Annotated in this window: 19 protein-coding genes; 11 read left to right on the top strand and 8 right to left on the bottom strand. The window is 63.2% G+C overall.

Annotated elements, in window-relative coordinates:
- The first annotated feature begins 12 nt into the window (after window positions 1-12).
- The 4 genes from JFN93_RS06335 (at window position 13) to phoU (ending at window position 3939) form a co-directional block, all read left to right on the top strand.
- Complete coding sequence (locus JFN93_RS06335; RefSeq protein ID WP_199383151.1) at window positions 13-720, top strand: DUF1638 domain-containing protein; 708 nt, start codon at window positions 13-15, stop codon at window positions 718-720.
- A gap of 331 nt (window positions 721-1051) precedes the next feature.
- A complete protein-coding gene (locus JFN93_RS06330) occupies window positions 1052-1732 on the top strand; it encodes a response regulator (RefSeq protein ID WP_199383150.1) in 681 nt (226 codons plus the stop codon).
- Entirely contained in the window at window positions 1729-3129 is a 1401-nt protein-coding gene (locus JFN93_RS06325; RefSeq protein ID WP_199383149.1) for an ATP-binding protein, read from the top strand. The genes JFN93_RS06330 and JFN93_RS06325 overlap by 4 nt, the downstream gene beginning before the upstream one ends.
- Before the next feature lie 120 nt (window positions 3130-3249).
- Window positions 3250-3939 (top strand): phosphate signaling complex protein PhoU, encoded by a 690-nt coding sequence (gene phoU / locus JFN93_RS06320; protein ID WP_199383148.1) that lies wholly within the window; start codon window positions 3250-3252, stop codon window positions 3937-3939.
- A gap of 169 nt (window positions 3940-4108) precedes the next feature.
- Here the strand turns inward: phoU and JFN93_RS06315 are convergent, their stop codons facing one another.
- A complete protein-coding gene (locus tag JFN93_RS06315) occupies window positions 4109-4633 on the bottom strand; it encodes a helix-hairpin-helix domain-containing protein (RefSeq protein ID WP_199383147.1) in 525 nt (174 codons plus the stop codon).
- 484 nt (window positions 4634-5117) lie between these two features.
- Between JFN93_RS06315 and JFN93_RS06310 the strand changes: the two genes are divergently transcribed.
- The 3 genes from JFN93_RS06310 to JFN93_RS06300 are packed head-to-tail and all read left to right on the top strand — an operon-like array spanning window position 5118 to window position 7887.
- Complete coding sequence (locus JFN93_RS06310) at window positions 5118-5843, top strand: hypothetical protein (protein WP_199383146.1); 726 nt, start codon at window positions 5118-5120, stop codon at window positions 5841-5843.
- Between the two features lie 10 nt (window positions 5844-5853).
- Window positions 5854-7005, top strand: coding sequence for a sensor histidine kinase (locus JFN93_RS06305; RefSeq protein ID WP_199383145.1), 1152 nt, complete (start codon window positions 5854-5856; stop codon window positions 7003-7005).
- Entirely contained in the window at window positions 7006-7887 is an 882-nt protein-coding gene (locus tag JFN93_RS06300) for a hypothetical protein (RefSeq protein ID WP_199383144.1), read from the top strand. It begins immediately after the preceding gene.
- On the opposite strand, the gene JFN93_RS06295 is transcribed toward JFN93_RS06300, so the two are convergent.
- Complete coding sequence (locus JFN93_RS06295; RefSeq protein WP_199383143.1) at window positions 7884-8123, bottom strand: hypothetical protein; 240 nt, start codon at window positions 8121-8123, stop codon at window positions 7884-7886. The two genes, JFN93_RS06300 and JFN93_RS06295, sit on opposite strands and share 4 nt — an antisense overlap.
- Window positions 8120-8779 carry a ParA family protein gene (locus tag JFN93_RS06290; protein ID WP_199383142.1) on the bottom strand — a complete coding sequence of 220 codons (660 nt, stop codon included), beginning with the start codon at window positions 8777-8779 and terminating at the stop codon, window positions 8120-8122. Before JFN93_RS06290 ends, JFN93_RS06295 begins: the two co-directional genes overlap by 4 nt.
- A gap of 588 nt (window positions 8780-9367) precedes the next feature.
- On the opposite strand from JFN93_RS06290, the gene JFN93_RS06285 reads away from it, so the two are divergent.
- From JFN93_RS06285 to JFN93_RS06275, 3 genes are all read left to right on the top strand, one after another.
- Complete coding sequence (locus tag JFN93_RS06285; RefSeq protein ID WP_328753634.1) at window positions 9368-10189, top strand: RMD1 family protein; 822 nt, start codon at window positions 9368-9370, stop codon at window positions 10187-10189.
- A 125-nt stretch (window positions 10190-10314) separates the two neighbouring features.
- Window positions 10315-12555 carry a hypothetical protein gene (locus JFN93_RS25750; RefSeq protein ID WP_268898783.1) on the top strand — a complete coding sequence of 747 codons (2241 nt, stop codon included), beginning with the start codon at window positions 10315-10317 and terminating at the stop codon, window positions 12553-12555.
- Between the two features lie 71 nt (window positions 12556-12626).
- Window positions 12627-15044 carry a glycosyltransferase gene (locus tag JFN93_RS06275; RefSeq protein WP_199383141.1) on the top strand — a complete coding sequence of 806 codons (2418 nt, stop codon included), beginning with the start codon at window positions 12627-12629 and terminating at the stop codon, window positions 15042-15044.
- Window positions 15045-15235: 191 nt separating this feature from the next.
- Here the strand turns inward: JFN93_RS06275 and JFN93_RS06270 are convergent, their stop codons facing one another.
- The 4 genes from JFN93_RS06270 to JFN93_RS06255 all read right to left on the bottom strand — a co-directional run bounded on the left by JFN93_RS06270 (window position 15236) and on the right by JFN93_RS06255 (window position 18706).
- Window positions 15236-15760 (bottom strand): OmpH family outer membrane protein, encoded by a 525-nt coding sequence (locus tag JFN93_RS06270; protein ID WP_199383140.1) that lies wholly within the window; start codon window positions 15758-15760, stop codon window positions 15236-15238.
- A 31-nt stretch (window positions 15761-15791) separates the two neighbouring features.
- Complete coding sequence (locus JFN93_RS06265) at window positions 15792-17207, bottom strand: hypothetical protein (RefSeq protein ID WP_199383139.1); 1416 nt, start codon at window positions 17205-17207, stop codon at window positions 15792-15794.
- A gap of 88 nt (window positions 17208-17295) precedes the next feature.
- Window positions 17296-18072: a formylglycine-generating enzyme family protein gene (locus JFN93_RS06260; protein WP_199383138.1), complete on the bottom strand. Its 777-nt coding sequence runs from the start codon at window positions 18070-18072 to the stop codon at window positions 17296-17298.
- A gap of 70 nt (window positions 18073-18142) precedes the next feature.
- Window positions 18143-18706: a hypothetical protein gene (locus tag JFN93_RS06255; RefSeq protein ID WP_199383137.1), complete on the bottom strand. Its 564-nt coding sequence runs from the start codon at window positions 18704-18706 to the stop codon at window positions 18143-18145.
- A gap of 286 nt (window positions 18707-18992) precedes the next feature.
- On the opposite strand from JFN93_RS06255, the gene JFN93_RS06250 reads away from it, so the two are divergent.
- Complete coding sequence (locus JFN93_RS06250) at window positions 18993-19880, top strand: VPLPA-CTERM sorting domain-containing protein (RefSeq protein ID WP_199383136.1); 888 nt, start codon at window positions 18993-18995, stop codon at window positions 19878-19880.
- Window positions 19881-20049: 169 nt separating this feature from the next.
- Here JFN93_RS06250 and JFN93_RS06245 read toward each other — a convergent pair whose 3' ends face one another.
- A complete protein-coding gene (locus JFN93_RS06245; RefSeq protein ID WP_199383135.1) occupies window positions 20050-22998 on the bottom strand; it encodes a bifunctional diguanylate cyclase/phosphodiesterase in 2949 nt (982 codons plus the stop codon).
- Window positions 22999-23132 lie beyond the last annotated feature (134 nt).

The raw sequence follows: 23132 nt of genomic DNA, 5'->3' as shown, positions 1-23132 counted from the left end.
AGGAGGTCGTAGATGCCGGTAAAGATCATCTCCTGCGAGGTGATGAAAGATGAAATTGCTGCGGTAGCCCCTGTAGACGGCGTCGACATCCAGTTCATTTCGATGGGGCTCCATAAATATCCGGACCGTTTGCGGGAGGAGCTGCAGCACCAGCTTGACGCCACGGTGGGGTACTCGCGGGTCGTTCTCGCGTTCGGGCTTTGCGGGGGCGCCGCTCGCAACCTGAGGCCGAACGGTTTTACCCTGACTATTCCCCGGGTGCATGACTGCATCCCTCTGTTGCTCGGCTCCCGCGAGCGTTTTGCGCAGCTTACCGACCAGGAGAAGGGGACCTTTTATTACACTCGGGGCTGGATCGAGGGTATGGATCGCGCCCAAGGGGACACCTCCATTTTGTCCGAGTATCAGCGGATCAAGGAGCGCTTCGGCGAGAAGAAGGCGGACAGCGTGGTACGGCGGATGTATGCCGCCTACACCAGGATCCTTTACGTCAAGACCGGTGTTGTCGAAGAGGAGCGTTTCCTGCAACGCTCGCGTGCAGTTGCGCGGCTTTTGGGTCTTAACCACGAAGTGACCCAAGGCGATCTTGAGTATATTCGCAGAATCGTGAATGGCCCATATGACGATGCCGACTTTATCAATATCCTCCCTGGCGAAATCCTTGACGAAAACCTGTTTGGTATATATGCGGATCAAGTCCCCTCTCTCGCACCAGCATAACCGTGAAATGACGCTCTATCTTCTCGAAAGGTAGAGCGTTTTTTATTATCAAAAGACTGCCCAGAATCTTCGGTTTCCTTCCGTTGCCGCTTTTGTTGCCACACCGGAAAGAAATTGCATGTCAATCATTAGCCATCCTTTATCATTCGGCAGCATCTACAACTCTACAGGTCGAGTGCCGGACCGGTACCTGAGTAAATCCTCCCTTGCGACGAGAAAAAATGCCACTGCGCAACATGTTACGCGGCTGTAACCCTTTTTTTACATCACGGCTGTATGAAGTAGTTGCACCCTTAAGAACGGTGTAATTTGAAATCTATCGTGAGGCGGCATGCAAACTGTTCTGATTATTGAAGATGAGGGCGATCTTGCTGAACTGGTGGCTTTCAACCTGGAAAGGGAAGGCCTGAGGACGGTCACAGTCCAGGACGGGGCGGCCGGCCTCGACGAGGCGCGGCGCATTCTGCCTGACCTGATCCTGCTCGACCTCATGCTCCCGGGGTTACATGGAACCGAGGTGTGCAAAGTTCTGAAGAAAAACGAACGGACGTCGCGGATTCCGGTGATCATGATGACCGCCAAGGGGGAGGAGATCGACAAGGTGGTCGGCTTTGAGGTCGGAGCTGACGATTACGTGGTGAAACCGTTTTCCCCTCGGGAGCTTGTGCTTCGGGTTAAAGCCGTGCTGCGGCGCACCGACAGCGACTCTGGAGATGCGGGTACCGTGATGGTCGGGCCGCTCCGTATCGACCCCGAGCGGCATATCGTGTCGGTCTACGAGGAGGAGGTGGTCTTCACCACCACCGAGTTCAAACTCCTCTTCACCCTGGTGCAGCGGCTGGGCCGGGTGCAGAGCCGGGATGTCCTGCTGCGGGATGTCTGGGGATACAACTACATCGACGACACCCGGACCGTCGATACCCATATCACCCGGGTCCGCACCAAGCTGGGCGGAGCGGGCGACCTGATCAAGACGGTGCGCGGTTTCGGTTACAAAATGGAGGATAGGTGAATCCTGCTGCCTGGGGGATGCGGGTAATGGTGGTGGTCCTTGCGGTTGCTGCCCCGTTCATCTATCTCAATACGGCATTGTACCGGCATGGGGCGAGTGAAGCCCTTTGGCGTGAGACTCAGATCGCGGCATCGATCGCCTTTCTTCTTGCCCTGGTGCTGATGCTGATCGATTTTTGGTGTCACCGGGCCGGTACGCGCACTCTGCAGCGAATCGCGGAGGCTGCGGCCCGGATCGGGACCGGTGAAGGGTGGTCCCGCCTGGGCGTCTCCTCCGGGGAGCCAGCTGCCGCGGTCGCTGCGGTCCTCAACGAGGTGGCGCTGCGCATCGACCGTGACCTGGCCCGGACCAAGGCCGAAAAGAATCGCCTGAACGCCATCTTGCGCGGCATGGGCGAGGGCATCCTGGTGGTCGAACCCTCCGGAAACATCATCCTCGTCAATCCTGCCCTTCGGGAACTTCTCTCCCTCACCGAAAGCGTCGTGGGGAGACCGCTCATCGACATCTCCCGGCACCCGGTACTGCACGAAACCTTCCGGCACGTGATGGCGACCAAAACCGAGCGCATCGAGGAACTCCAGTTGAAGAACACGGCGGATAGGATCGTGCTCACCCACTGGGTGCCGCTGACCGAGACCGGTGCGTTGCAGGGGGTGGTGGTCGTGTTCCACGACATCAGCGACATCCGGCGCTTGGAGAATATGAGGAAGGATTTCGTCGCCAACGTTTCCCACGAACTCCGCACGCCCATCGCGATTATCCGGGGATACGCGGAGACCCTGACCTCCGGCGGACCGGTCACCCCGGAACAGTCGGCCCGGTTTCTTTCCATCATCCTGGCGCATTCGGAACGATTGGCCTCCCTGGTGGGCGACCTGCTCACCCTGTCCCAGCTCGAGTCCGGGAGCATCTCGTTGGACCTCAAGAAGGTGCAGCTGGGAGATCTGGCGGCTCAGGTGGTTTCCCTGCTGGAGCAAAAATCGCAGGCAAAGGGGATTGCCGTGACGGCCGACCTGCTGCACAACGCCCCGCCGGTATTGGCCGACCCGGCACGGGTGGAGCAGGTGCTCGTGAACCTGCTCGATAACGCCATCAAATACACGACGCCCGGAGGGGATGTGACGGTGTCTTATGCCGTGGAAGCGAATCTGGTCCGGGTCGGGGTCCACGACACCGGGATCGGGATTCCCTCCCGGGATCTCCCCCGGATCTTCGAGCGGTTCTACCGTGCCGACTCGGGGCGTAGCCGCGACGAGGGGGGGACCGGGCTCGGACTCTCTATCGTGAAACACCTGGTTCAGATGCAGGGTGGCAGCGTCTCGGTAGAGAGCAGCAGCCGGGGATCGAGCTTCTTCTTCACCCTGAAAAGGGCGCTGGGCAATGAGCAATGGCCGTGAGATAGCCAGCCTCCTCAGCCCCCGACCGCTGACCCCTGAACTCTGACCCCTGAACTCTGACCCCTGAACTCTGAACTCTGAACTCTGAACTCTGAACTCTGAACTCTGAACAGGATTTTTATGGCATATGCACACCTGATCCGGCACTTTTTCGATGCCGAACTCGGCGAGATCCGCTCTCTGTTATTGGAGATGGGGGGGATTGTCGAGCAGATGATCGAAAATTCGGTTCGCTCGGTGATGGAGCGTGATTCGGAACTGGCCGAGCGGACCATCGCCCAGGACTGTCTGGTCAACGACCTCGAGGTGAAGATCGACGGGAAGTGTTTCCTGCTTCTGGCCCGGCGGCAACCGGCGGCGCGCGATCTCCGCTTCATCACCTTCGTCTTCAAGGTGGTGACCGACCTGGAAAGGATCGGGGACCAGTGCGCGCTGATTGCCGGGCATGCCCTCGGGCTGAACCGGGAGCGACCGGTGCAAACGGGAGACCTGTGGGCCTTGGGGGAAACCGCGAGCCGGGCCCTGCGACAGGCGCTCGATGCCTTCGTGAATGGCGATGTGGACCGGGCCGCGCTGGTGCGCCAGGACGAGTGTCTGGCGGACCAGCTCGAGGAGCGGATTCAGGGAGACCTCTTGACGCTGATGATGGCAGACTCTTCGACCTGTCCGGGTGCCTTCCGCATCAATGAGATTTCGAGGTACCTGGAGAGCATCGCCGACCACGCCGCCAATATCGCCGAAATGGTGGTTTTCATGGTTGAAGGGAAGGACATTCGCCACTCCGTGCTGCGAGCCGACCGGGGAGCGTGACCTTTGGGGTGGGGCGTATCGCGGAAAGGAGAGGGGGGCCGGGGGTGGGGAGCGCCGCGGCGCTCCCGCTTCACCAGGCTGGTCGTTAACAGGGGATTCCGGCGCCTCGGCGGAGGAGCCGGAATCCGAGTGCCGCTCCGGCAGCGGAGGCACGGAGGGATGCCTGGAGTCAGGTGAAGAGTTTTACCAGGGACTTTTTCGATTTCTTGAGCCCTTTACGCACTTTCTTCAACCCCGCCTCTTCCAGTTTTGCTACCCGCCGGTGGGTCTTGTCCAGAGCCCGCTCCGCGCGTTTGAATCGGCTGTGTTCTCCTTCCGCCATCCGGGTCAGCGCGGCCATGACCTTGTTCAGGTCCGCCGACACCTTCTTCCCGCTCTTTCCTTCCAGCTTCTCCGCAAAACGCTCCCGGACCCGTTCCTCGACCCGGCCGACCATTTCCCGTACCTCGGTAACCTTTCCCTGCAGCGCGGCGACCCGCTCCTCCTTCCCCTGCTTGACCCGGTGGGACAGTTTCTTCGCCTGGTCGAGAATGTTGGGGATGCTTGCCGGATTGAGGCCTGGGATCTTCTTGAGCCCGTCCTCCCCGGCCTCGACGATGCCGTGGAAGCTTCCCAGCCCGGCACCGTGAAGACGTTGCGCCAGCACCTTGCCGATCCCCTTCAGATGCTGCAGTTCAGCCGTTGCCTGTGCCATTTTTTTCCCCTTTTTCCCGTCGATCATAGTGTTTGTCCGCCTCTTTTCCCTTTTTCCGTCACTGGATCAATTTGACAATCTCGTGACATTGAGGTTTTGCCATTACTCTTTATAGCTACTAAAAGTGCAATTTCAATGGAAGTTAGCTCCACTTTTAGTCGATTCACAAAAGTTTACACAGTTGTAACAAAGTCTCTGGCTGACATGCTTGCTCATTGGTGTGAATCAATACACCGTAGGAATCTCGGTTGCCGAGACTGGTTCAGTAACCAAGGATTCACCGGAATGACACACCGTCTCCACACTGGGTGCGTAAATAATCAGTATCAGATGTTACCCATTCGAAGCAAATCTCCCGGCTACCAAGCCGTTCCTGAGGCCTCCCCGCTGCGGGGTCGCGCCTCGTTCCGCGGGCCGGGAGTGCGGCCCTCACTTTCCCTGCCGAGTTCGGCGGGCAATCCCGTTCCACCACGAGCTTTCATCTATGCCCAGAAGATCCAGCATCCCCGTCTTTTTTGGTCTCCTCCTGTTCTTTACCATGCTTGAGGGGGTCGTGTTCCCTTCCGAGCCTGCGCCGGGGCGGCATTTCCGTTACAAGCTCACCAGCCGCGGCTTTGCCGTGGGGGAGCTGAAGACCGTCCTTGCGCCGGTTTCCTACCAGGGGGGGAGGGCCATCCACTTTCATTCCAACCTCGCCATCGATGCCGATTTCATCTTCTTCAAGAGAAAAGGTCACCATCGGGAGGAGGCGCTGGTCACCAGCCAGGGCACCGTTTCCTATCGCAAGCACGGAGAGGAGAACGGGAAAGCCACCTCGGTCGAGGCGACCCTCGAAGGCGACACCTTCCGGTTCCGGATTGAGGAGGGAGGGGGGGTGCGTCTGGTTGCGGTCCCCCGCAGCCGTTACGACTACACCACCATGGATTGTCCGGAGACCGCACTGCAACGGGAAGGGGAGACGCGCGAGGTGCGGCTTTTGGACATGGAACACGCGACCGTGGTCACCCGTCACTTCCGTATGGTGCGGAGCGAGGAGATGGACGTCGCCGGGAGGAGGATCCTCTGCAAGGTCGTCGACTTCTCCGACCCGAACAACCGCTGTCGGCGCTGGGTGACGAGCGACGAGCGCGGCGTGCTCATCGTGCGCCAGGACGGTTCGGGGAAGGGGGGGACCTATTCGCTGCGCCTGGTGGCCCTGAACGAATCATGACGGGGGAGCCATGGTACGTTCGCTGAACCGTGCCTTCAGCACCAATCTCATCATCGGCGCCTCCATCGCCCTCTTCGTCTGGTTTCTCAAGGAGAGCGCGCTGCTGGAATTCATCCTCGCCACAACGGCCCGTTGTTCCGCCTGGCTCTGCCTTTTTCTGGCCCGTAACCGCTTCGAGTACGCCCCTTCCGCCCCCTCGGTGGCGAGCGACCTGGTCAGCATCGTGGCAGGGGCCCTGATCTGGACCTACGTCCGGTCGGTGCGGCGGCGTCTTCTTTCGGTCGCTTCCCTGGCCTTGATGCTGATCCCCGTGTCGGTGGTGGTCTACCGCCGGGAGCACATCATCCTCACTTCGGTCCTGGTCGTGGCCGGGATCGCGGCCGCCATCGCCCTGGAGGCCTTTTCCGATCTCCTTTCCCGGCAGATTCACACCCGCCTTCTCGACGAGAAAAAGGAGGGGGAGTTCGCCATCCTCGGGCACCTGAGCCACAACGTCCGGCCCAACCTGCAGATCGCCCGTTCTCCGATCGCGGCGGTGCGGGATTTCCTCGCCGAACGGGGGATCGGTGCCGAGGCGCTGGCGCTGCGGCTGGACGGGAGCCTGGAGACCGTCGGCGAGGCGCTGGAGAAGGCGCTTTTGAGTCTGGACCAGATCGGGGCCATCCTGGAGAACACCAAGCAGTTGGTGACCCAGCAGATACGCGCCGAGGAATTCGGCCCCGCGGCGCTGGTTCCGCTTTTGCTCAGGGAGGTGGCCCCCCTGTATGCCGGACGGCTCCGGGTCAGGGTGCTGGGGCGGGAACAGCTCACGGCCCGCGTGCACCGGGCCTCCTTCGTCGAGGCGATCAACAACCTGGTGCGTAACGCCGAGATGCACGGCTTTGCCGGACTGGATCGCGAGCCGGAGCTCGTTTTCGAGGTGCGGGAGACCCGCCGTACGGTGCGCATCGATTACACCAACAACGGCAAACCCTTTCCGGCCAACCTCTCGGCCAAGGATTTTCTCTCCTATGGCAAAAAGAGCAGCGACTCTCCCGGCGACGGGCTGGGGGGGGCCTGGATCGGGAAGATGGTGGAGGCGCACCACGGCAGCTTCGAGATCATCCGCGATCACCACCCGCTCCATTTCCGGATCATCCTGCCCAAAGGAGGGAGCTGCTGAATGAACCGTACCCCGCTGCTGCCGGTTTTGATCATCGACGACTCGACACCTTATGTGGAATCCCTTTTCCGCGACGCCCAGCGCTGTTCGCTCCGGCTGTGCCACGCGCGCAGCCTGGAGGAGGGAAAGGAGCTGTTTGCCGCCCCGCAGGGGCAGGGGGTGGTCGGGATCATCCTGGACGGCAAGTGCCTGAAGGAGCGGGATCAGGAGGTCCCCGACAACAGCTTTCTCAGCGCCGCCATCAAGTTTTTCGGGGAGCGGGCGCCCCATCTGCCGCTCGTGGTACTGACCGGGGAGGCCGATCTCTACCGCAACCTGAGCGACCTCTACGCGGGGACCCTCCGGGTCTATTCCAAAGGGCGCGACGAGACGGCGATGCTGGCCCACCTGGTGGATGAGGCCCAGAAGCTCGACTGGCTGAAAATCGTTAACCGGTACCGCGAGGTGTTCGAGGGGGTGGCCGAGGCCTTCGGGGGGGAGACGGAGCGGGAGCTGATCTGCGCCCTGATGAACATGGAGAGCGGCGATCTCACGGTGATCAAGAACACCCTGAGCGCGCTGCGCAGGGTGCAGGAGCGGATCTACATCGTGCTGCAGCAGGCCGACCCGGCGTTGATTCCGGGACACCTGGTGGCAAGCGAGGTGAACGTGGTGGGGGTTTACAAGCACCTTGCCGAGCGCGGAGTCATCGAGCGCTACAAGGTGATCGACCGGTTTTCCGAACTGGTCTACAAGGTCTCCAGCGACAACGGCGCCCATACCCCCTACGCAAATCCCAAGTACCCGCCGACGCGCTACACGGTGCAGGCGGTGACCTTTGCCCTTTTGGACCTGGTCCAGTGGGCCAAGGGGATCCTGAGGCAGGCGCCCGGGCGGGGCTAGTGTTTGCCCAGGTGCTTGGCGACCAGCCTTTCCACGATCCGGTCCACCGATTTCTCCTTCCGGGCGGCCTCGGCCTGGAGCAGCTCGCATACTTCCGTTTTGAGAGTGAGGGTGAGGGTGGTGCGCGGGGCCCCTTTTCCCTCTCCCGCCCCGTTTTCCCCTTCGGCGAACCGAAGGATGTCATCCACCTCGAAGGCCGGCTTGTGGATGGGGGCCTTGCTCTTGGCTCGCGTCATTTTGCCTTCCCTTTCAATATTCCCTTCACCTCGGCGGCCAGCGCCAACACCTCGGCACGTGCCACCGGGTCCAGCCATTCGTCCGCAGAAAGCCCCCGCGCCAACGCTTCGCTGTAGGAGACCCGGTAGCCAAGGCGGGTCGCCAGCTCCTTGAGCCCCAGTTCCCGGTGCGCCGCTTCGCTCACCTCGATCCCTTCCCGGGTCCGCGCCCGGAACCGGTTCCAGACCAGGCGCACGTCGATGTCGGGACGGAACCGACGCGCCTCCTCGACCGTTTTGAGCAGGTCCTGGGTCGACCAGATCTCGACGGCACTCGCCCCCAACGGGACCAGGGCCAGGGTGCTCAGCACCATGACCGCCCGGGTCATCTCGGCCAGGCGCGGCGGTGCGTCGATCACCAGGTAGCGGTGCCGTTCGGAAAGCTCCCGGACCAACTGCACCAGCTCCCGATGATCCGAGGCGGTCGCCAGGGTGAGGTGCTTCGGCTCCAACTCGGACCGGCGCAAGGTGAACCACGAGGCGCTGGTTCCCTGCGGGAGGTCGCAGTCGATCAGCACCGTCGGCTGCTTGAGCGACAAAACCGCGGCCAGGTTGGTGGCTATGGTCGATCGTCCGACCCCGCCTTTGACCTGAACCACGCCGATAACCTGGGCCATCTGCCCTCCTTCGTGCCGCACCCGCCGTTGGAGCGGCGCCGCTCAATCCGGCCGCAAATCGTGCGACTCCCGGGCGTGCCGCTCCATGCACTGGAAGCACTGGCGGCCCTGGTACTCTTTGCCGGCGCACTGGCCGGTTCGGAAATCGGCGCAATCGCGGCAGGTTACCCCGGAATAATCCTCCCGGGAAAAATGGATCAAGAAGAACCTTTTTGCTAACTCCCCCGCTGTTTTATCTAGCTGAACCATCATGTCTCCCGGGCCGTACTCTCATTACCCTACGACGGTTCGCTTTGACTTCCCATTGGTTGAATAGCCCGGTGTCACAGCCCACCGGTACTGACTGAATGGAAAGCAAATGCGATGCTCCAGAGTGGCAAAGGTGCAAGCTGGTTCCTGTCAGCTCACCGCTGAGTATACGTTTGCGACGCCTCCATCTCAACTGTTTCTTTACATGTTCACATTTTTGTAACATTCGCTGCCGTTGACAATAAGTCCGCCTGGATCATAGTTCTTCTTTGACTGAGAGTTCGGCGCAGGTGCAGCACCCACTGGAACCAACGGCACAAGGCAGAGGAGGTAGGCGAGGTGACCCAACGTCAGTTCCAAGCGTTTGCCCTGGCAGGGGAGGTGGACCTCAACAAGCTCGGTGCCCATCTCGGCCTGAGCCGGAAGTTCCGCTGGGAGGAACCGATGGTCCTGGACCCGGCAACCATGAAACCGGCCGCCGAGCGGGCCGAGACGGGGCAGGTGTATCTTTACAATTTCGGCGGGGTCGTTTTCCTGGACTGCCCCGACCCGGTGATCGCCAGCTTCGCCCTCCGGATGTCCGCAGTCATCGACGCCTTCCGCGAGTTTGCCGCGGTTCGCCACCAGGACCGGTATTCGCTGCGAATCGGGGCGGGGAAGGCGCAGGAAATTTCCAACGAGGGAGCGTCCGTCCCCCGTTTCGACTCGGCCTTCGTGGATATCGTCGCGTTTGTCCTTGCCAAGTCCGTGGCGCTGGAGCGGATCGAAGACCAGGTGGACAAGGTCTTCGACGAGATGGAAGGGCTGATCGCGCGGCTCCGGGACGGCAACCTGAATCTCCCGCTGAAACGGCTGGCCAAGTCCGCCGCGGAGATTCTGAACTTCAAGTACCGCTCCATCGCCTACGTAATGATCCTCGACAAGCCGGAGATCACCTGGGACAACCAGGAGGCGGACCGGTTTTACGTAACCATGGCGAACCTGTTCGAACTCAATCAGCGTTACCTGGAGATCCGGCACAAGTCCGAGACCCTCCTGGACATAACCGATGTCTTCTCGACGCTCAGCCACGCCCGCCGTGGCTTCCAACTGGAGATGATCATCATCGTCCTCATCGTCATCGAGATCGTGATCTACGTCTTAGAAATCCTCCCCAAGTAGCGAAAAGCGACGACGGCAGCGAAGTTATACCCTTTGCGGCGCCGAAGCCGCTCCCCGGAAAGGTAAAAGGAACTTTACGCCGTGGCACGGCTGTTACATTCACCTGCTACGGTGACCGCGTTCACTTGGCGCATACCACCTTTTTCCTGATCGGAGTCCCCACCATCACGTCGACCCCTTTTTCATGCAAGCGGCTGGTGCTTAGCCTCGGCCTGGTCTGCGTCCTGCTCCTGGGGCTCCCCGGTTCGGTGCTGGGGAGGGGCCTGAGGATTGACCTCGAGGTTTCCGCCCCCCTGTTGGAAAAAGCGCCGGTCCGGCTCATGACCGTCGACGCCGCGTCGCTTCTCACCAGGGGATTTCCCGGCAGCACCGTTACCGTGAACCAGCCGCAGGGCGCCGACGTGCTGCTCAAGCTCCGGTGCGAAAGCACGGCACCTCCCAGCCAAAGCCGGGCGCCCCGTCCCTATCCCACCCTTCACGCCCCTCGATGCGACTTCTCGTGGCGGTGGAGCTGCCGCGGCGCGCAGCGGCTCTGTGAGCTTCAAGCGGCAACCCCCGAAGCGGTCGCCGCCGGGGTCTATGCCCTTTTGCAGGAGCGACTCGGCTACCGGTTCCTGCACCCCCGCCAGACGGTGTTCCCGGCGCATCGCCGCTGGCCGCTCCCGCTGCGGGGGGGCTTTTCCGGCCGCCCGCGCTTCGACCACCGGGGCTTTCACCTGCATACCCTCCATCCGATCGAGCTCGCCGAGCAGCTCCACGACCCGCTTCGCCCCGGCGCCTTCGAAGACGTCGCCGAGTACCTGGATTGGCTCGCGCGAAACGGACAGAACAGCTTCCAGTTCTTCCTCCTGCGGGAGGTGGATCGGGAACGCTGGCCCTCGTTTGCCCGCAGGATCGTCACCTACGCCCAGAGCCGGGGCATCTCCTGCGGCATCGAACTCTCGCTTTCCATGCTGCAGCAGCAAGCCTTTCAGGCGCTTACCCTGCTCCGTCCCTATCCTTGCTACCGGACCCAGGTCGACCGCACCCTCGCCTGGCTCTTTCAGGTCCCTTGGGATTTCGTCACCCTCGATGCGACCATGGGAGAGCACCTTCCCTTGCTCGGCAGGCTCCTCCCCGGCGTCCAGCGCCATTTCGAGGAAGCGGTGCAAAACCGCTACCGGGCGCGGCTATTCTACGCGACCCACGTTATCGCCGCGGAGGAGATCGGCACCCAGCGGCGCCCCCAGCTGTCCCAAAGCGGGATCCTCATCCATACCGTCATGGATTACTCCGTTTCCGAGCCGGTGGCGCCGGTCTACGGGAACCGGAACCAGCAGCCCATGCTGGCCGCGGCGCGCCGGGAGAACGCCCGCCGGGAAACCTGGTTCTGGCCGGAGTCGTCGTACTGGGTCTGCTACGACTCGCCGGTGCCGCTGCTGCTCCTCACCTACCTCCCCAGTCGCCTGCACGATATCAGGGAGATGGAGCGGATCGGCGTCAGCGGCCATCTCACCTTTTCCACCGGGTGGGAATGGGGGTACTGGCTGGTCGACTGGAGCATTGCGCGTTGGTCCTGGGAGTACCGTAACGGGACCGCCGGGGGGAGGGGGGGCGATACGCTTGCGGCAGCCACTCCCTTGGGCCCGTTTGCCGATCTGGTGGGTGATCCGCCGGCCGCGCGGCTTTTCGCTGAGGCCTTGTCCCTGCAGCAGGACTTCCTCAAGGGGCGGGGGCTGCAGCGCTACCTGGCGGCGCTGGCCCCGTTCTCGGAGCTTCCGCCGCTGCTTTCGCAACCCTTCCAGCCGGACCCGGGGTTCCCGCTTCAGGCGGTTCTCGGGCGGGACGGTGCGGCGCGGGCCGGGGAACTGCGGGAGGCGGTGCGGGGCTTGGAAGCCTACGGCGCCGCGATGACCCTGCTCTGCGACCGGATCGATCACCGGGTGGAGCAGGCAGCGAAAAGCAGGGGCGCGGAACCGGGGCTGGCGCTGGCCCGGGAGGTGGCGACGGCACTTCGGGTGGGGGCGCTGCGCGCCCGGCACCGGGCGGCGACCCTGGAGGCCCTGCTCGCCGAGCGGGAGGTTCGCTTCGGGTCGGGAGATCCGAAACGGGTTGGGGACCTCCTGGCTGAGGCTGCGGTCCTGCGTCACCGGGCCCTGTTTTTGGTGCGGGTCGAGGAGGGGCGCTACCGTTATGCCTCGGCGCTTCTGTCCCAACGCCGCCCCAGTTTTACCGCCTATGGTTTCGGCTATCTCTTCCCGGTCTCCCGGCTCTTTTTCTGGGAGCGGGAAGAGGAGCAGGTGCGCCGGGAGCGCTTCGATCCTTTCTTCCGGTCTCTTTGGGACTTCGGCCGGGTCCTGGGGGTGGGCAGCCTCATTTCCCGCTGAGAAAAACCTCCTCCACAAACCTATTACCTACCCTTAACGCAATCTACATACGGCGGTGCTACCGTTGCCGCATGAAAACGTATCGAGCCGATCTGCACGTTCATTCCAGCCACTCCAACAAGCCGACCTACTGGGCGATGCGCAAGGTCAACTGCCCGGAGAGCTACACCTCTCCGCAGCACCTCTACCGTATCGCCAAGGAACGGGGGATGGATTACGTCACCATCACCGACCACAATTCCATCTCCGGTGCCTTGGAGATCATGCACCTGCCGGGAACCTTCGTCAGCGCCGAGATCACCGCTCACTTCCCGGAAAACGGCTGCAAGCTCCACGTGGTGGTCCTCGGGATTTCGAACCGGGAATTCCAGGAGATCATGTATCTGAGGAAGAACGTCTACGATCTGGTGGGCTACCTGAACCGGGAGCGCATCGCGCACTTTCTCGCCCATCCGCTCTATGCCCAAAACGACAAGCTGACCGCCGAAGTCATCGAGAAGTGCCTCCTCCTTTTCAACACCTTCGAAGTGAGAAACGGCTGCCGGGCCGCGCGGTTCAACGACTTCACCCGGCAGCTCGTGGGCTCGGTCACTCCCGAGCTGATCTCTAGCCTGGCCGAGCGCCACCGGCTGGAGCCGGTAGGGGCGACCCCGTACCGCAAGGGGATGGTGGGAGGCTCCGACGACCACGGCAGTCTCTTCATCGCCCGGGCCCACACCGAGGTGGCAGGCGCGGCCACGGTCGAGGATTTCATCGCCGCGGTGCGGGCGGGGGAAACCGCCGCCGCCGGCAGCGATGGCGGGCCGCTCACCATGGCGCACAGCCTCTACGGCATTGCCCACAGCTTCTACAAGGAGCGCTTCGGCGACCGGCGCCGCAGTTCCACCCCCTTTGCCTCGGCGCTTCTGGACCGCTTCTTCAACCTGGGGAGCGACCGCAGCTCCCTCATCGACAAGCTGAGGCTCTTCATCAGGAAAAACCTCCCCGAGCCTTCCGCGCTGCAGGAGACCAGTTTCGAGCGGATCCTGGACGCCGAGGCGCGCCAGCTTTTGAACGACGCCTCCTTTTTGGCCGAAGTCAGGGAGATGGACCTGAACCGCAAGATCTTCGCGGTGACCAGCCGCCTCACCAACCGGATCTTCTACCGCTATTGCAAGCGGCTCATGACCCTGCCGCTCAACGCCGGCTTTTTCGACTATCTCAACACGGTCGGGACCATCGGGCTGGTGCACCTGCTTATCACCCCCTACTACCTGGCCTTTCATCATCAGCACAAGGGAAAGGAGCTGATCCGCGACCTCTCGCACCTGCTCCCGCAAGCCGTGCCGGGACCGGGTGCCGAAAGGATCGCCCTCTTCACCGATACCCTCGACGACATCAACGGCGTCGCCATGACCATCAGAAGGCTGATCCGGACGGCGCGCGACCGCGGGGTCGATCTTACCGTCATCACCTGTGCCAGCGGCGATACTCCGGAACGGGAAGGGGTGCGGCAGTTTCCCGCGGTCGGGGATTTCGTCCTTCCCGAGTACCCCGAGCTGAAGCTGAGCTTCCCACCGATCCTGGACGTGATGGACTTCGTCGAAAAGCAGGGGATCACCCAGATCCACGTCAGCACCCCCGGTACCGTCGGTCTGCTCGGGCTTCTCATCGGCAAGATGATGGACATCCCCGTCGCCGGGACCTACCACACCGACATTCCGCAGTACGTCCGAAGCCTCACCAACGACGAGTTCCTGGAAGGGGCGGCCTGGAGCTACATGATCTGGTTTTACAGCCAGATGGGCGAGGTGCTGATCCCCTCGTCGGGTACCCGCGAGCAACTCCTTTCGCACGGCCTGGCGCTGGAGAAGATGAAGCCGCTGCCCCGCTGGGTGGATACCGAGCTCTTCACCCCGGGGCACAAGGTGCCGGGGTTCTGGGAGAGAAAAGGGCTCCCTGCCGCGACCACGCTGCTCTACGTCGGCCGGGTTTCCCGGGAAAAGTCGCTGGAACTTCTGGCCGGCGTCTTCCGCGACCTGGTGATCGGCGGCGAAAACGTGGCCTTGGCCGTCATCGGGGACGGGCCGTACCGCGAAGAGATGGAGGTCGAACTCCGGGGTTACCCGGCGGTCTTCACCGGGTACCTGCAAGGGGAGGAACTGCATCGCGCCTATGCCTCTGCCGACCTCTTCGTCTTTCCGAGCGCCACCGACACCTTTGGGAATGTTGTCCTGGAAGCCCAGGCTTCCGGCATCGCGGTAGTCGTGTCCGATGCGGGGGGACCGCGGGAACTGATGGTCGACGGAGAAACCGGAGCGGTTTTCCCCGCCGGGAGTTCCATCGGGCTTCTGGAGGCGATCCTGGGGTTGATCCGGGATCGGGAATGCCTGGCGCAGATGGGAGCTACGGCACGCGACTACACCCTGAGCCAGGGGCCCCGTCAATCCGAGAGCTACAGCACGATTCTCAACCCCGGATCGGGATCCGCGCAGCGCCTGGTGGCCTAGCGAATCCTTTCCCGAACCAGCAACCAACGACCCCCTTCCTCGCGACCGTTTCCCGTCGGTCCGGAAGGGGGTTTTCTTTTTTCCGGAAAAAAACTCGTTCCCGGGATCGGCCCTGAGAACGAGTGAAAAAAATGGGGCTGGGGATTCCCTTGCAGGATTCCCCAGCCCCTTAGCCCCTGGCCGGCCGGGTGCTACTTCTTCTGGTAATCCTGGTCCGCACGCTCCACGAGCTGCGCGGTGACGTCGGCATCCTTTCCCGCATAGTAAACCCCGTTGTTGCGGTCCAGGATTGCGGTGTAGCTTTCCTCCTCGCCGATCTTCGTCAGAATGACCCCGAATTTGGCAAGGATCTTCTTCAGGTAATCGCTTTCCACCTGTTTGAGCTCTTCCTGGGCCTCCCGCTGCCGGTTCTGCAGATCGCGTGCCCTCTTCTGCAGCAGTCTCCCCTTTTCAGCCCGCTCGTCGGCAGAGAGCTTGTCGCTCCCCTTCTCCAGCTCGGTTTTCAGCTTTTCAACCTCTGCGACGAGCACCCGCAGCTCAGCGTTGAGAACCTCGGCCTTTTTCTGCAGGCCGGCGCGGGCGGCGATTCCCTCCTTGCTTTCGGAAACGGCCCGCTGCAGGTCGACGGTGCCGATCTTGCCGTCGTTGCTCGAGGCGTAGGCGGTCCCGGAGGCCAGGCACGCGGCGAGGATGGTTGCCATCATCATCTTTTTCATCATCTGCTCCTTGTTTTGCTTGGGAAGAACGTTAGTAGACCTGCCAACCGTAGGTGACGGCGGTGAGGTACTCGAAAAGGTAGCTCGGCGCGGTCCCGGAAAGGGTGACCTGGTGATGCGTCGTGGCAAGGGTGGCGGCGACCTCGGCCGCCTTGCCGTAAAGACCGGTCGCCGAGGTGTCGGCGGGATCGAGGCTGTGGCAGGAGGCACAGCGCGCGGCAAAGAGCCCTTTTCCCTCGTGGCTCGGGAAGACCAGGGAAACCGGGATGACGCTCAGCCCTTTGATCCGCTTGTTTTTGTAGATATCCGAGTAGATGGTGGCCGTGAGGATGGAGAAATCGGCCGCCCGGGTGGTGAGCAGCAATGCGGAACTCGCCACGCAGCGTATCTGGAGGAAGTTGCCGGTCCCGAAGCCGCCCAGCGTGGTGACGTTGAGGCTGAGCTGGTTGTTGGCCGCCGAAAGAAGCGGTGCTGGGTAGATGTTCGACTGGAGCGCCCCCTCGATCGGCAGCGCCGTGTTGGGCACCGACGCCCCGGCCAAGGTCGCCTGCGAGTCTTCGACGACGGTGAACCCCGGGGGAAGCTGCAGGGTGAGCGAGGCGTAGTGGATGGAGCTTTGGCTGGGAAGCTGACCCCGCACCGCAAGGGTGAGGACCGCGTTACCGGGAAGGGTGCCGTCCGGGGGGGTGAGGATCCCGGTCTGGACGCTGCCGTGGACGACGTCCTGCAGCGAGCCGGTAAAGAGGTTAGGGCCCTGGCTGGCTGCGTTGACGGTGAGGTTTCCACCGGAAATGGTGAAGGTGGTCTGGTCCAAAAAGCCATCCAGCCCCTGGCCGTTGACCGCGTAAAAACCTCCCAACGGGTCGTCCTGGGCGGCGCCGAACGGTGCCAGGAGCTGATTCAGGGAGCTCACCACATCAGACAGGGCATGGGGAAAACCTGCCGCGACAAGGGAGAGCCGCGCGCCGGTGGTTGCGTGAGTGACCGGGTCGAACGCATCGTGGGAGGCAAAAAGCTGGAAAAGCCCGGCCAGGTCGGCCGCGCCCGAGGCCGCGGCCACGGCGGCGGTGGTGATGGGATTGATGTTGGCCGTCCCCGGGCCGGTTGCGATGCTGTAGAGGGCTGCGGCGGACGGGTCGTCCTTCCCGGAGACCGAAACGACCTTCAGGAGGTACGGAGGGGTGAACCCGATGAGTGTTGCGGCCGGAAACGAAAAGCTTCCATCCGGGTTCGCAGGGGCCTCCGCCGTACGGGGGGGGGAGGCCGCATCGCTCAGATAGACGGTTCCCAGGAACGGTTTACCGGTGGCGGCGATGCCGGAGAGGTCGGTGGGTGCTTGGTTGCCGCTGACTGCCACGGCGCTTCCCGAGCCGTTGCCGCAGCCGGACAGGGACAGCAGCAGCGCGAGCGCGGCCCACAGGGTGATGAATTGTCGATGAAAAGGCATGAGCATTGGTTTCCCGGGAGGTTGTCGGTGAGGTGCCCAGGGGAGACGAGCTTCCCTGGACGCGGCTGCGGGACCGGCCTGGGCCGGCTTACTGGGCCGGCAGGGCGAGGCGGAACCCGACCAGGGACCCCCGAACGTCAGGAGCCTGATAGTCACGGTAGGAGGCCCGCAGGTGGTAGGCCTCCTTGGCGGCGGAGCCCCCTTTGAGCACCCGGTTCACGCCGAAGGGGTCCCCCTTGGGGTTGTTGCGTGGGCTTTGGCGGTAGTAGTCGCGGTCATAGCGGTCCTGCACCCACTGCCACACGTTACCCGCCAGATCGTAGATGCCGAGGTCGTTGGGGCGCTTTTCGCCGACCGGATGTGTCGTGAGACCGGAGTTCGATTCCAGCCACGCGAACTGGCCCAACTCGTCATCCTTGCTGGTGCCGGGGTATTTCTGCGCCTTTCCCGCGCCCCGAGCCGCGTACTCCCACTCCGCCTCGGTCGGCAGGCGCCATTTCTTCCCGGTCCGCTTGCGCAGGGCGGCGATGAACTTCTGTACCTCGTCGTAGCTTACGTTCTCGACCGGAAGGGTTTCCTCTCCCTGGAACTGCGACGGGTTGTTTCCCATCACCCGGACCCACTCCTTCTGGGTTACCGGGTATTTGCCGAGGTAAAAGTCGTGCAGGCAGACCTGGTGCACCGGGCGCTCGTCGGCACCGCCGGAACCGAAGGCATCCCCCATTCGAAAGCATCCCCCCTTGACCCGGACCATCGGGATCTCGGGAAGGTCATCGTTGGGAGCGGTGGCTGCTGCGGCAGCCGACGCCAGCAGCAGGGAGAACATCGCGGCTCGGAGGAGCCAGCCTGACAAAAGTCGTTTCACTGCAGAGCTCCCAAGGTGAAGGTGGATGGTGCGGCACTCCGATCAAAAAGCGAGGGCGGACCGGGCCGTACTACTTCGTCACGAGGCGGAGCGGGCGGCGCAGCGAAAAAAGGGTTGCCACCCCGCTGCCGAAAAGAAGCAGGGCCGGAGGCAGCGGAACGGTAGTGGGCGGCGTGGTGACGCTCAACGTAGTGGTGTTGGTGACCTGGGTAGCCGCTGCGGCCGGCGCCGCTGCTATCGCGTCGCCGGAAGAGACCGCTCCGCTTCCTACCAGGACGGACCCCCCCTGCGGTGCGGGAGGAGCTGCCGGACCCAGGACGTCTCCGGCCGCGAGGCGGGCCAGAGTCTGGAGCGGCACCGTGCCCGCTGCGTCTCCCTTTTCGGCCCCGAGGGTGACCGTTGGCGCGGTCGACGGGCCATTTGATTTCACGAAGGCGGCGACCGCTGCGGCCTCCCGCGCGGGGAGGTTTTGCTGGATCACGGCATAGAGGTCGTTCAGTGCTGCCGCGATCGTTTGGTTGAGGGAAACGTCGGCGTCGGCCCCCGGCTCCGGCAGGGCCGGGGCGGCCGATGCCGGGACGACGGTAACTCCGATGCAAAGCAGTGCGGCACCCAGTAGTGCACGATAGTTCATGTCGTTCTCCGTCGCTAGGTCATGGCGGTGGCGCGCCTCGCTGAGGATGCGCCGTTTGCCCGCTAGGTGTAGCGCGCTCACGTTACAATGGGAATGCGGCGAGGTTAAATGGGCATTAAATATGGTGCGGGGGCGCTGCGGGGGACTTCGAGGCCGCAATCGGGGATCGATCCGGCCGGGCCGAGGGGGGATTTGTTTTCCCAAATGTAACCGGGAGGTCACCCGGTTTTCGTTTTTGTCTGGTAATGGTGACCGACACGCTCTTTATTGAACACGGAGGGGAGTTATGAATTACGTAAAGGTCAGCCTCATGGCGGCAGTGACGCTGCTGGCGCTCAACGGTGCCGCAGGGGCCGCGTACTATGGCAGTTCGTCCGGCGACGCCGTCACGGTGGGGTTGGATACGGGGGCCTACGGTTGGCAGGGTGCCAACGGATCGGTGCTAACCTCCCCGGTCGCCTATGCCTACGATTGGAGCAGCAGCTCCGACAGCGGGCCGCAAACCAAGGTCACTCCCCCCAAGCCCGGGATTGCGGGCTCCTTCGACATCGTAGATACCGTCACCACGAACAGCTACCACACCGCCGGGGGGTACCAGGGGGTTTCCCTGAATTATGCCGGCGGCATCGCCGGGACCCTCAGCGGGGCCGAAACCATCATCCTCAACGGCCAGATCTCCCGAAACGGCACCGTTCCGGGCGCTCCGACCACGGCCACCATCACCTCCGCCCTGCTCGGCATGAGCGTCTTTTTCAACCAGCCCTACGCCGCCGGTTCCGCCTACGGCACGGTCACCTTCTCGCTGGGGGACGCCAACGGGAGCTCCATCTATGGGGTCAGCAAGACCTTCACTGCCAGTTCCGGAAGCGTCTCGATGAGCGACCCCAATCTGTCCTCGGTGGATCTGAGCAAGGTATCCCTGTTTCAGGCCGTGTACTCGATCACCGCACCCGCCGGCACGACCTACAGCCTCGGCAACCTGAGCCTGAGCCTCGGTCTCACCGACAACCCCTTCAGCACCACCACCCAGACCGGTACCAACAGCACGGTCACCACCCTCTACCATGCCGACCTCCCCCCCCTGGCCACGCCACTGCCTGCCGCCGGGGTGCTGTTGGTTTCCGGTCTGGCCGGCCTCGCCGGTTACCGGAGGAAGACGGCGCGGCTGGTATGACAAAATGCCGCTGGAGCTAGGGCTCGATAAGGGCTGGTGCAGGTAAACAAAGAAAGGGCTTCCTGGGAGGGAAAGCCCTTTTTTGTTGTCATTTCTGCCCGGCCGTGCCAGCCTTCCGATCCCCGATCCCCGATCCCCGATCCCCGATCCCCGATCCCCGATCCCCGACCTACGCAGCGATCCCGTCAATCACGATGGCGCTGCCGCGGGTCTTCTTCGCCGCCTTCTTCACTTCGGTCGAGAGGGAGGCGAGCTTGGCGTAGGAGTTCACCTGGGAGCGGGCGGTGTTGACGATGCCGACCGAGATGGAGATGAGCGGGAAGGTCTCCGGCTCCCCCTTGCGGTTGACCGCCCGATAGAACCCCACCGCGAAGTCCCGCGCGCCGTGGAAAAAGAGCCCTTCCCCGTCAAAGGCCGCCACGATGGATTCCGCCAGGCGCTCGGCCTGATCGGCATCGGTGATCAGGATGAAATCGTCCCCGCCGATGTGCCCGCAGAAAGCGTTGGCCTCCGGGGCACCTGCGGCGACCGCGGTCATGATTTCGGCGACCTTCCTGATGATCTCGTCCCCCTTTTGAAAGCCATAATGGTCGTTGAAGGGCTTGAAGTTGTCCAGGTCCAGGTAGGCGATGTCGAAGGGGATTTCCGAATTCAGGCGCTCCGCGATGGTCCGCTCGATGCTCGTGTTCCCGGGGAGCCCGGTCAGCGGGTTGGCCCCCTTGGCGAGGACCAGTTGGAGATCGGTCATCGCCTTCAGGAAGCGGTCCACGTCCATCATCCCCACGTAGGCCCCGTTGCGGGTGATGCAGATGTTATCCAGGCGCAGGGTGCCGATCCGCGAGTTGAGCGATGCGGCGGCGTCTTCGATGCGGGTGGTGCTCTCGAAGGTCAGTGCCACCGGCTCCATCAGTTCACGGATCTTCTTGGCATGGTTGATGTGGGCCGCGAACCCGTACCGGCCGATGATGTGCTCCTCCAGGAAAGTAGAGCGGTTCACCACCCCGACGATCTCCTCCCCCTCCACCACGGGGAGCACCCGGAGATCGGGAGCGAGCTGGAACCGGCTCAGGACGTTGATGATCCGGTCCAGGGGGGCGACCGGCTTGATCAGGTGGGTCACCTCGACCATGTATTCCACCACGGTCAGCGGGGCGGGGACCACGCTTCGCCGCGACGGGAGGACGGGAGGCGCCTCGGGGCGCCGGGGGGCCGCGGCGACCGGGCCACGCTCCTGCATCCCGCGGGAGCGGAGCAGGTCGGCGAACTCCTCCTTGGGGAGCGGACGGGAAAAGTAGAATCCCTGGAACTCCGTGCAGTTTCTCCCCACCAGGAAATCGAGTTGGCCCCGGCTTTCCACCCCTTCGGCGATCACGCCGAGGTTGAGCGCCCGCGCGATCGAGATCACCGCGTCGACGATGGCGGCATCGTCGGGGTCGCTGACGATGTCCATGACGAAGGAGCGGTCGATCTTGATCTTGTCGACCGGAAGGTTCTTGAGGTAGGCCAGCGAGGAGTAGCCGGTGCCGAAGTCGTCGATGGAGATGGCGATGCCGTGCTCCTTCAGGCGCAACAGTTTGAGCACGATGTCGTCGGAACTCCCCATGATGGCGCTTTCCGTGATCTCCAGCTCAAGCAGGGCGGGGGGGAGCCCGGTCTGCGCCAGGATCGCCTCGACCCGGTCGGGGAAGTCATGTTGCAAAAGCTGCCGGGGGGAGATGTTCACCGACACCTGGAGCGGCGCAAACCCGTCCTCCTGCCAGCGCCGGTTCTGCCGGCACGCCTCGGTCAGAATCCATTCTCCCAGGGGCACGATGAGGCCGTTTTCTTCGGCGATCGGGATGAAGCGGTCCGGGGGGATCACCTCGCCGTTGCGGCCCCAGCGCACCAGCGCTTCCATGCCGGTGATGTCCTGGCCGTTATTGGCGAACTTCGGCTGGTAGCAAAGGAAAAACTCCCCGTCCTCGATGCTGCGCAGCATCCCGGACTCGATGCGCAGCCGCTCGGCCGCCTTCACGTTCATGGAGGCGGAGAAATACCGGAAGCGGATGCCGGCCTCGCGGGCCTGGTTCATCGCCATGTGGGAGTGCTGCAGCAAAAGCTCGGCGGTGCAGCCGTCGGCAGGGTAGCAGGCGATGCCGAAACTGGCGGTGACGTTGATCTCCACCGACCGGACCTTGATCGGGCGGGCGAAGACGCCGGCGAGCTTGGCCAGCACCGGGGCGAGGTCGTTCTCCTGCAGCTCTCCCCCCAACACGATGGCGAACTCGTCGCGGTGCAGCCGCGCCGCGGTGTCGGTCCTGCGCAACGCGGCGTTGAGCCGGCGGGCGAGGTCCCGTACCAGGTCGTTGCTGCCGGTGAGTCCGAGTGCGTCGACGATCCCCTTGAAGCCGTCGATCCCGACGTAGATGACGGCGGTAGAGCGGTTGACACGGCTGTTGAGGGAGATGATCTGGTTCAGGCGGTCCAAAAGGAGGTTCTGGTTGGGCAGCCCGCTCTCCGTGTCGTACTGGGAGAGCTTTTCGATGGTCTCCCGGGCCGTGGTCAGGGCGGAGACGTCCCGGGTGACGGCGAGGATGCAGCGCTCCCCCCGGAAGGAAATGACGCTCGCGGTAATCAGGGCCGGGACCGGGGTCCCGTCCCGACGGATGAAGGCGGTTTCGAAGTCCCGCACTTCTCCTTCCCGCTCGACCCGACGCGCGAGCACCAGAAATTGTCCCCGGCTGCGCCACAGTTCCAGCCGTCCAACCGGCCGGGACACCACTTCCTCCTCGGCGTAACCGGTGAGGTCGGCAAAGGTGCTGTTGATCTTCAGGATCGCGCCGTCATCGAGACGGCAGATGCAGATCGCGTCCGAGGAGACGTTGAACGCCTTAAGGAGGGCGTCGCCCGCGCCGGCCGCCTGGCGGAAGATCCGCCTGGCGAAGGGGACGAGTAGTGCCCCCAGGACCAGGGCGAGGCCGGCCGCGGTCCCGGCTGCCTCGAAGAGAGGCAGGGGAAGCCGGTCGTGCAGGCGCCATCCCACCGCTTCGAAGCCGGCCAGGCAGAGCGCCGCCGCGGCGCCGGAAGCGGCGGTAATGGTAACCGGAGAAATGCGATAGATCGGTTTAAGGTGGGGCATTGGAACCTCCGCCCAAGGAGGGGTGGGCTTGGTTAGGTGCGGCACGGGATGCTACCTTATCGGAAGGCTGTGTTACATAAAGGTGAACGTTTTGTTGTGGCATTGTTACAGTATGAAAGTGGCCCTGTAATACA

Source organism: Geomesophilobacter sediminis (assembly GCF_016458275.1).
GTDB classification, from domain to species: Bacteria; Desulfobacterota; Desulfuromonadia; order Geobacterales; family Geobacteraceae; genus Geomesophilobacter; species Geomesophilobacter sediminis.
Note: the sequence above shows the minus strand (reverse complement) of the source record. Positions and strands in the feature narration are given on the sequence as shown.

Coding starts and splice junctions, on each gene's coding strand:
- JFN93_RS06335 (WP_199383151.1), top strand. CDS start 13: ATGCCGGTAAAGATCATCTCCTGCGAGGTGATGAAAGATGAAATTGCT.
- JFN93_RS06330 (WP_199383150.1), top strand. CDS start 1,052: ATGCAAACTGTTCTGATTATTGAAGATGAGGGCGATCTTGCTGAACTG.
- phoU (WP_199383148.1), top strand. CDS start 3,250: ATGGCATATGCACACCTGATCCGGCACTTTTTCGATGCCGAACTCGGC.
- JFN93_RS06315 (WP_199383147.1), bottom strand. CDS start 4,633: ATGGCACAGGCAACGGCTGAACTGCAGCATCTGAAGGGGATCGGCAAG.
- JFN93_RS06310 (WP_199383146.1), top strand. CDS start 5,118: ATGCCCAGAAGATCCAGCATCCCCGTCTTTTTTGGTCTCCTCCTGTTC.
- JFN93_RS06305 (WP_199383145.1), top strand. CDS start 5,854: ATGGTACGTTCGCTGAACCGTGCCTTCAGCACCAATCTCATCATCGGC.
- JFN93_RS06300 (WP_199383144.1), top strand. CDS start 7,006: ATGAACCGTACCCCGCTGCTGCCGGTTTTGATCATCGACGACTCGACA.
- JFN93_RS06295 (WP_199383143.1), bottom strand. CDS start 8,123: ATGACGCGAGCCAAGAGCAAGGCCCCCATCCACAAGCCGGCCTTCGAG.
- JFN93_RS06290 (WP_199383142.1), bottom strand. CDS start 8,779: ATGGCCCAGGTTATCGGCGTGGTTCAGGTCAAAGGCGGGGTCGGACGA.
- JFN93_RS06275 (WP_199383141.1), top strand. CDS start 12,627: ATGAAAACGTATCGAGCCGATCTGCACGTTCATTCCAGCCACTCCAAC.
- JFN93_RS06270 (WP_199383140.1), bottom strand. CDS start 15,760: ATGAAAAAGATGATGATGGCAACCATCCTCGCCGCGTGCCTGGCCTCC.
- JFN93_RS06265 (WP_199383139.1), bottom strand. CDS start 17,207: ATGCCTTTTCATCGACAATTCATCACCCTGTGGGCCGCGCTCGCGCTG.
- JFN93_RS06255 (WP_199383137.1), bottom strand. CDS start 18,706: ATGAACTATCGTGCACTACTGGGTGCCGCACTGCTTTGCATCGGAGTT.
- JFN93_RS06250 (WP_199383136.1), top strand. CDS start 18,993: ATGAATTACGTAAAGGTCAGCCTCATGGCGGCAGTGACGCTGCTGGCG.
- JFN93_RS06245 (WP_199383135.1), bottom strand. CDS start 22,998: ATGCCCCACCTTAAACCGATCTATCGCATTTCTCCGGTTACCATTACC.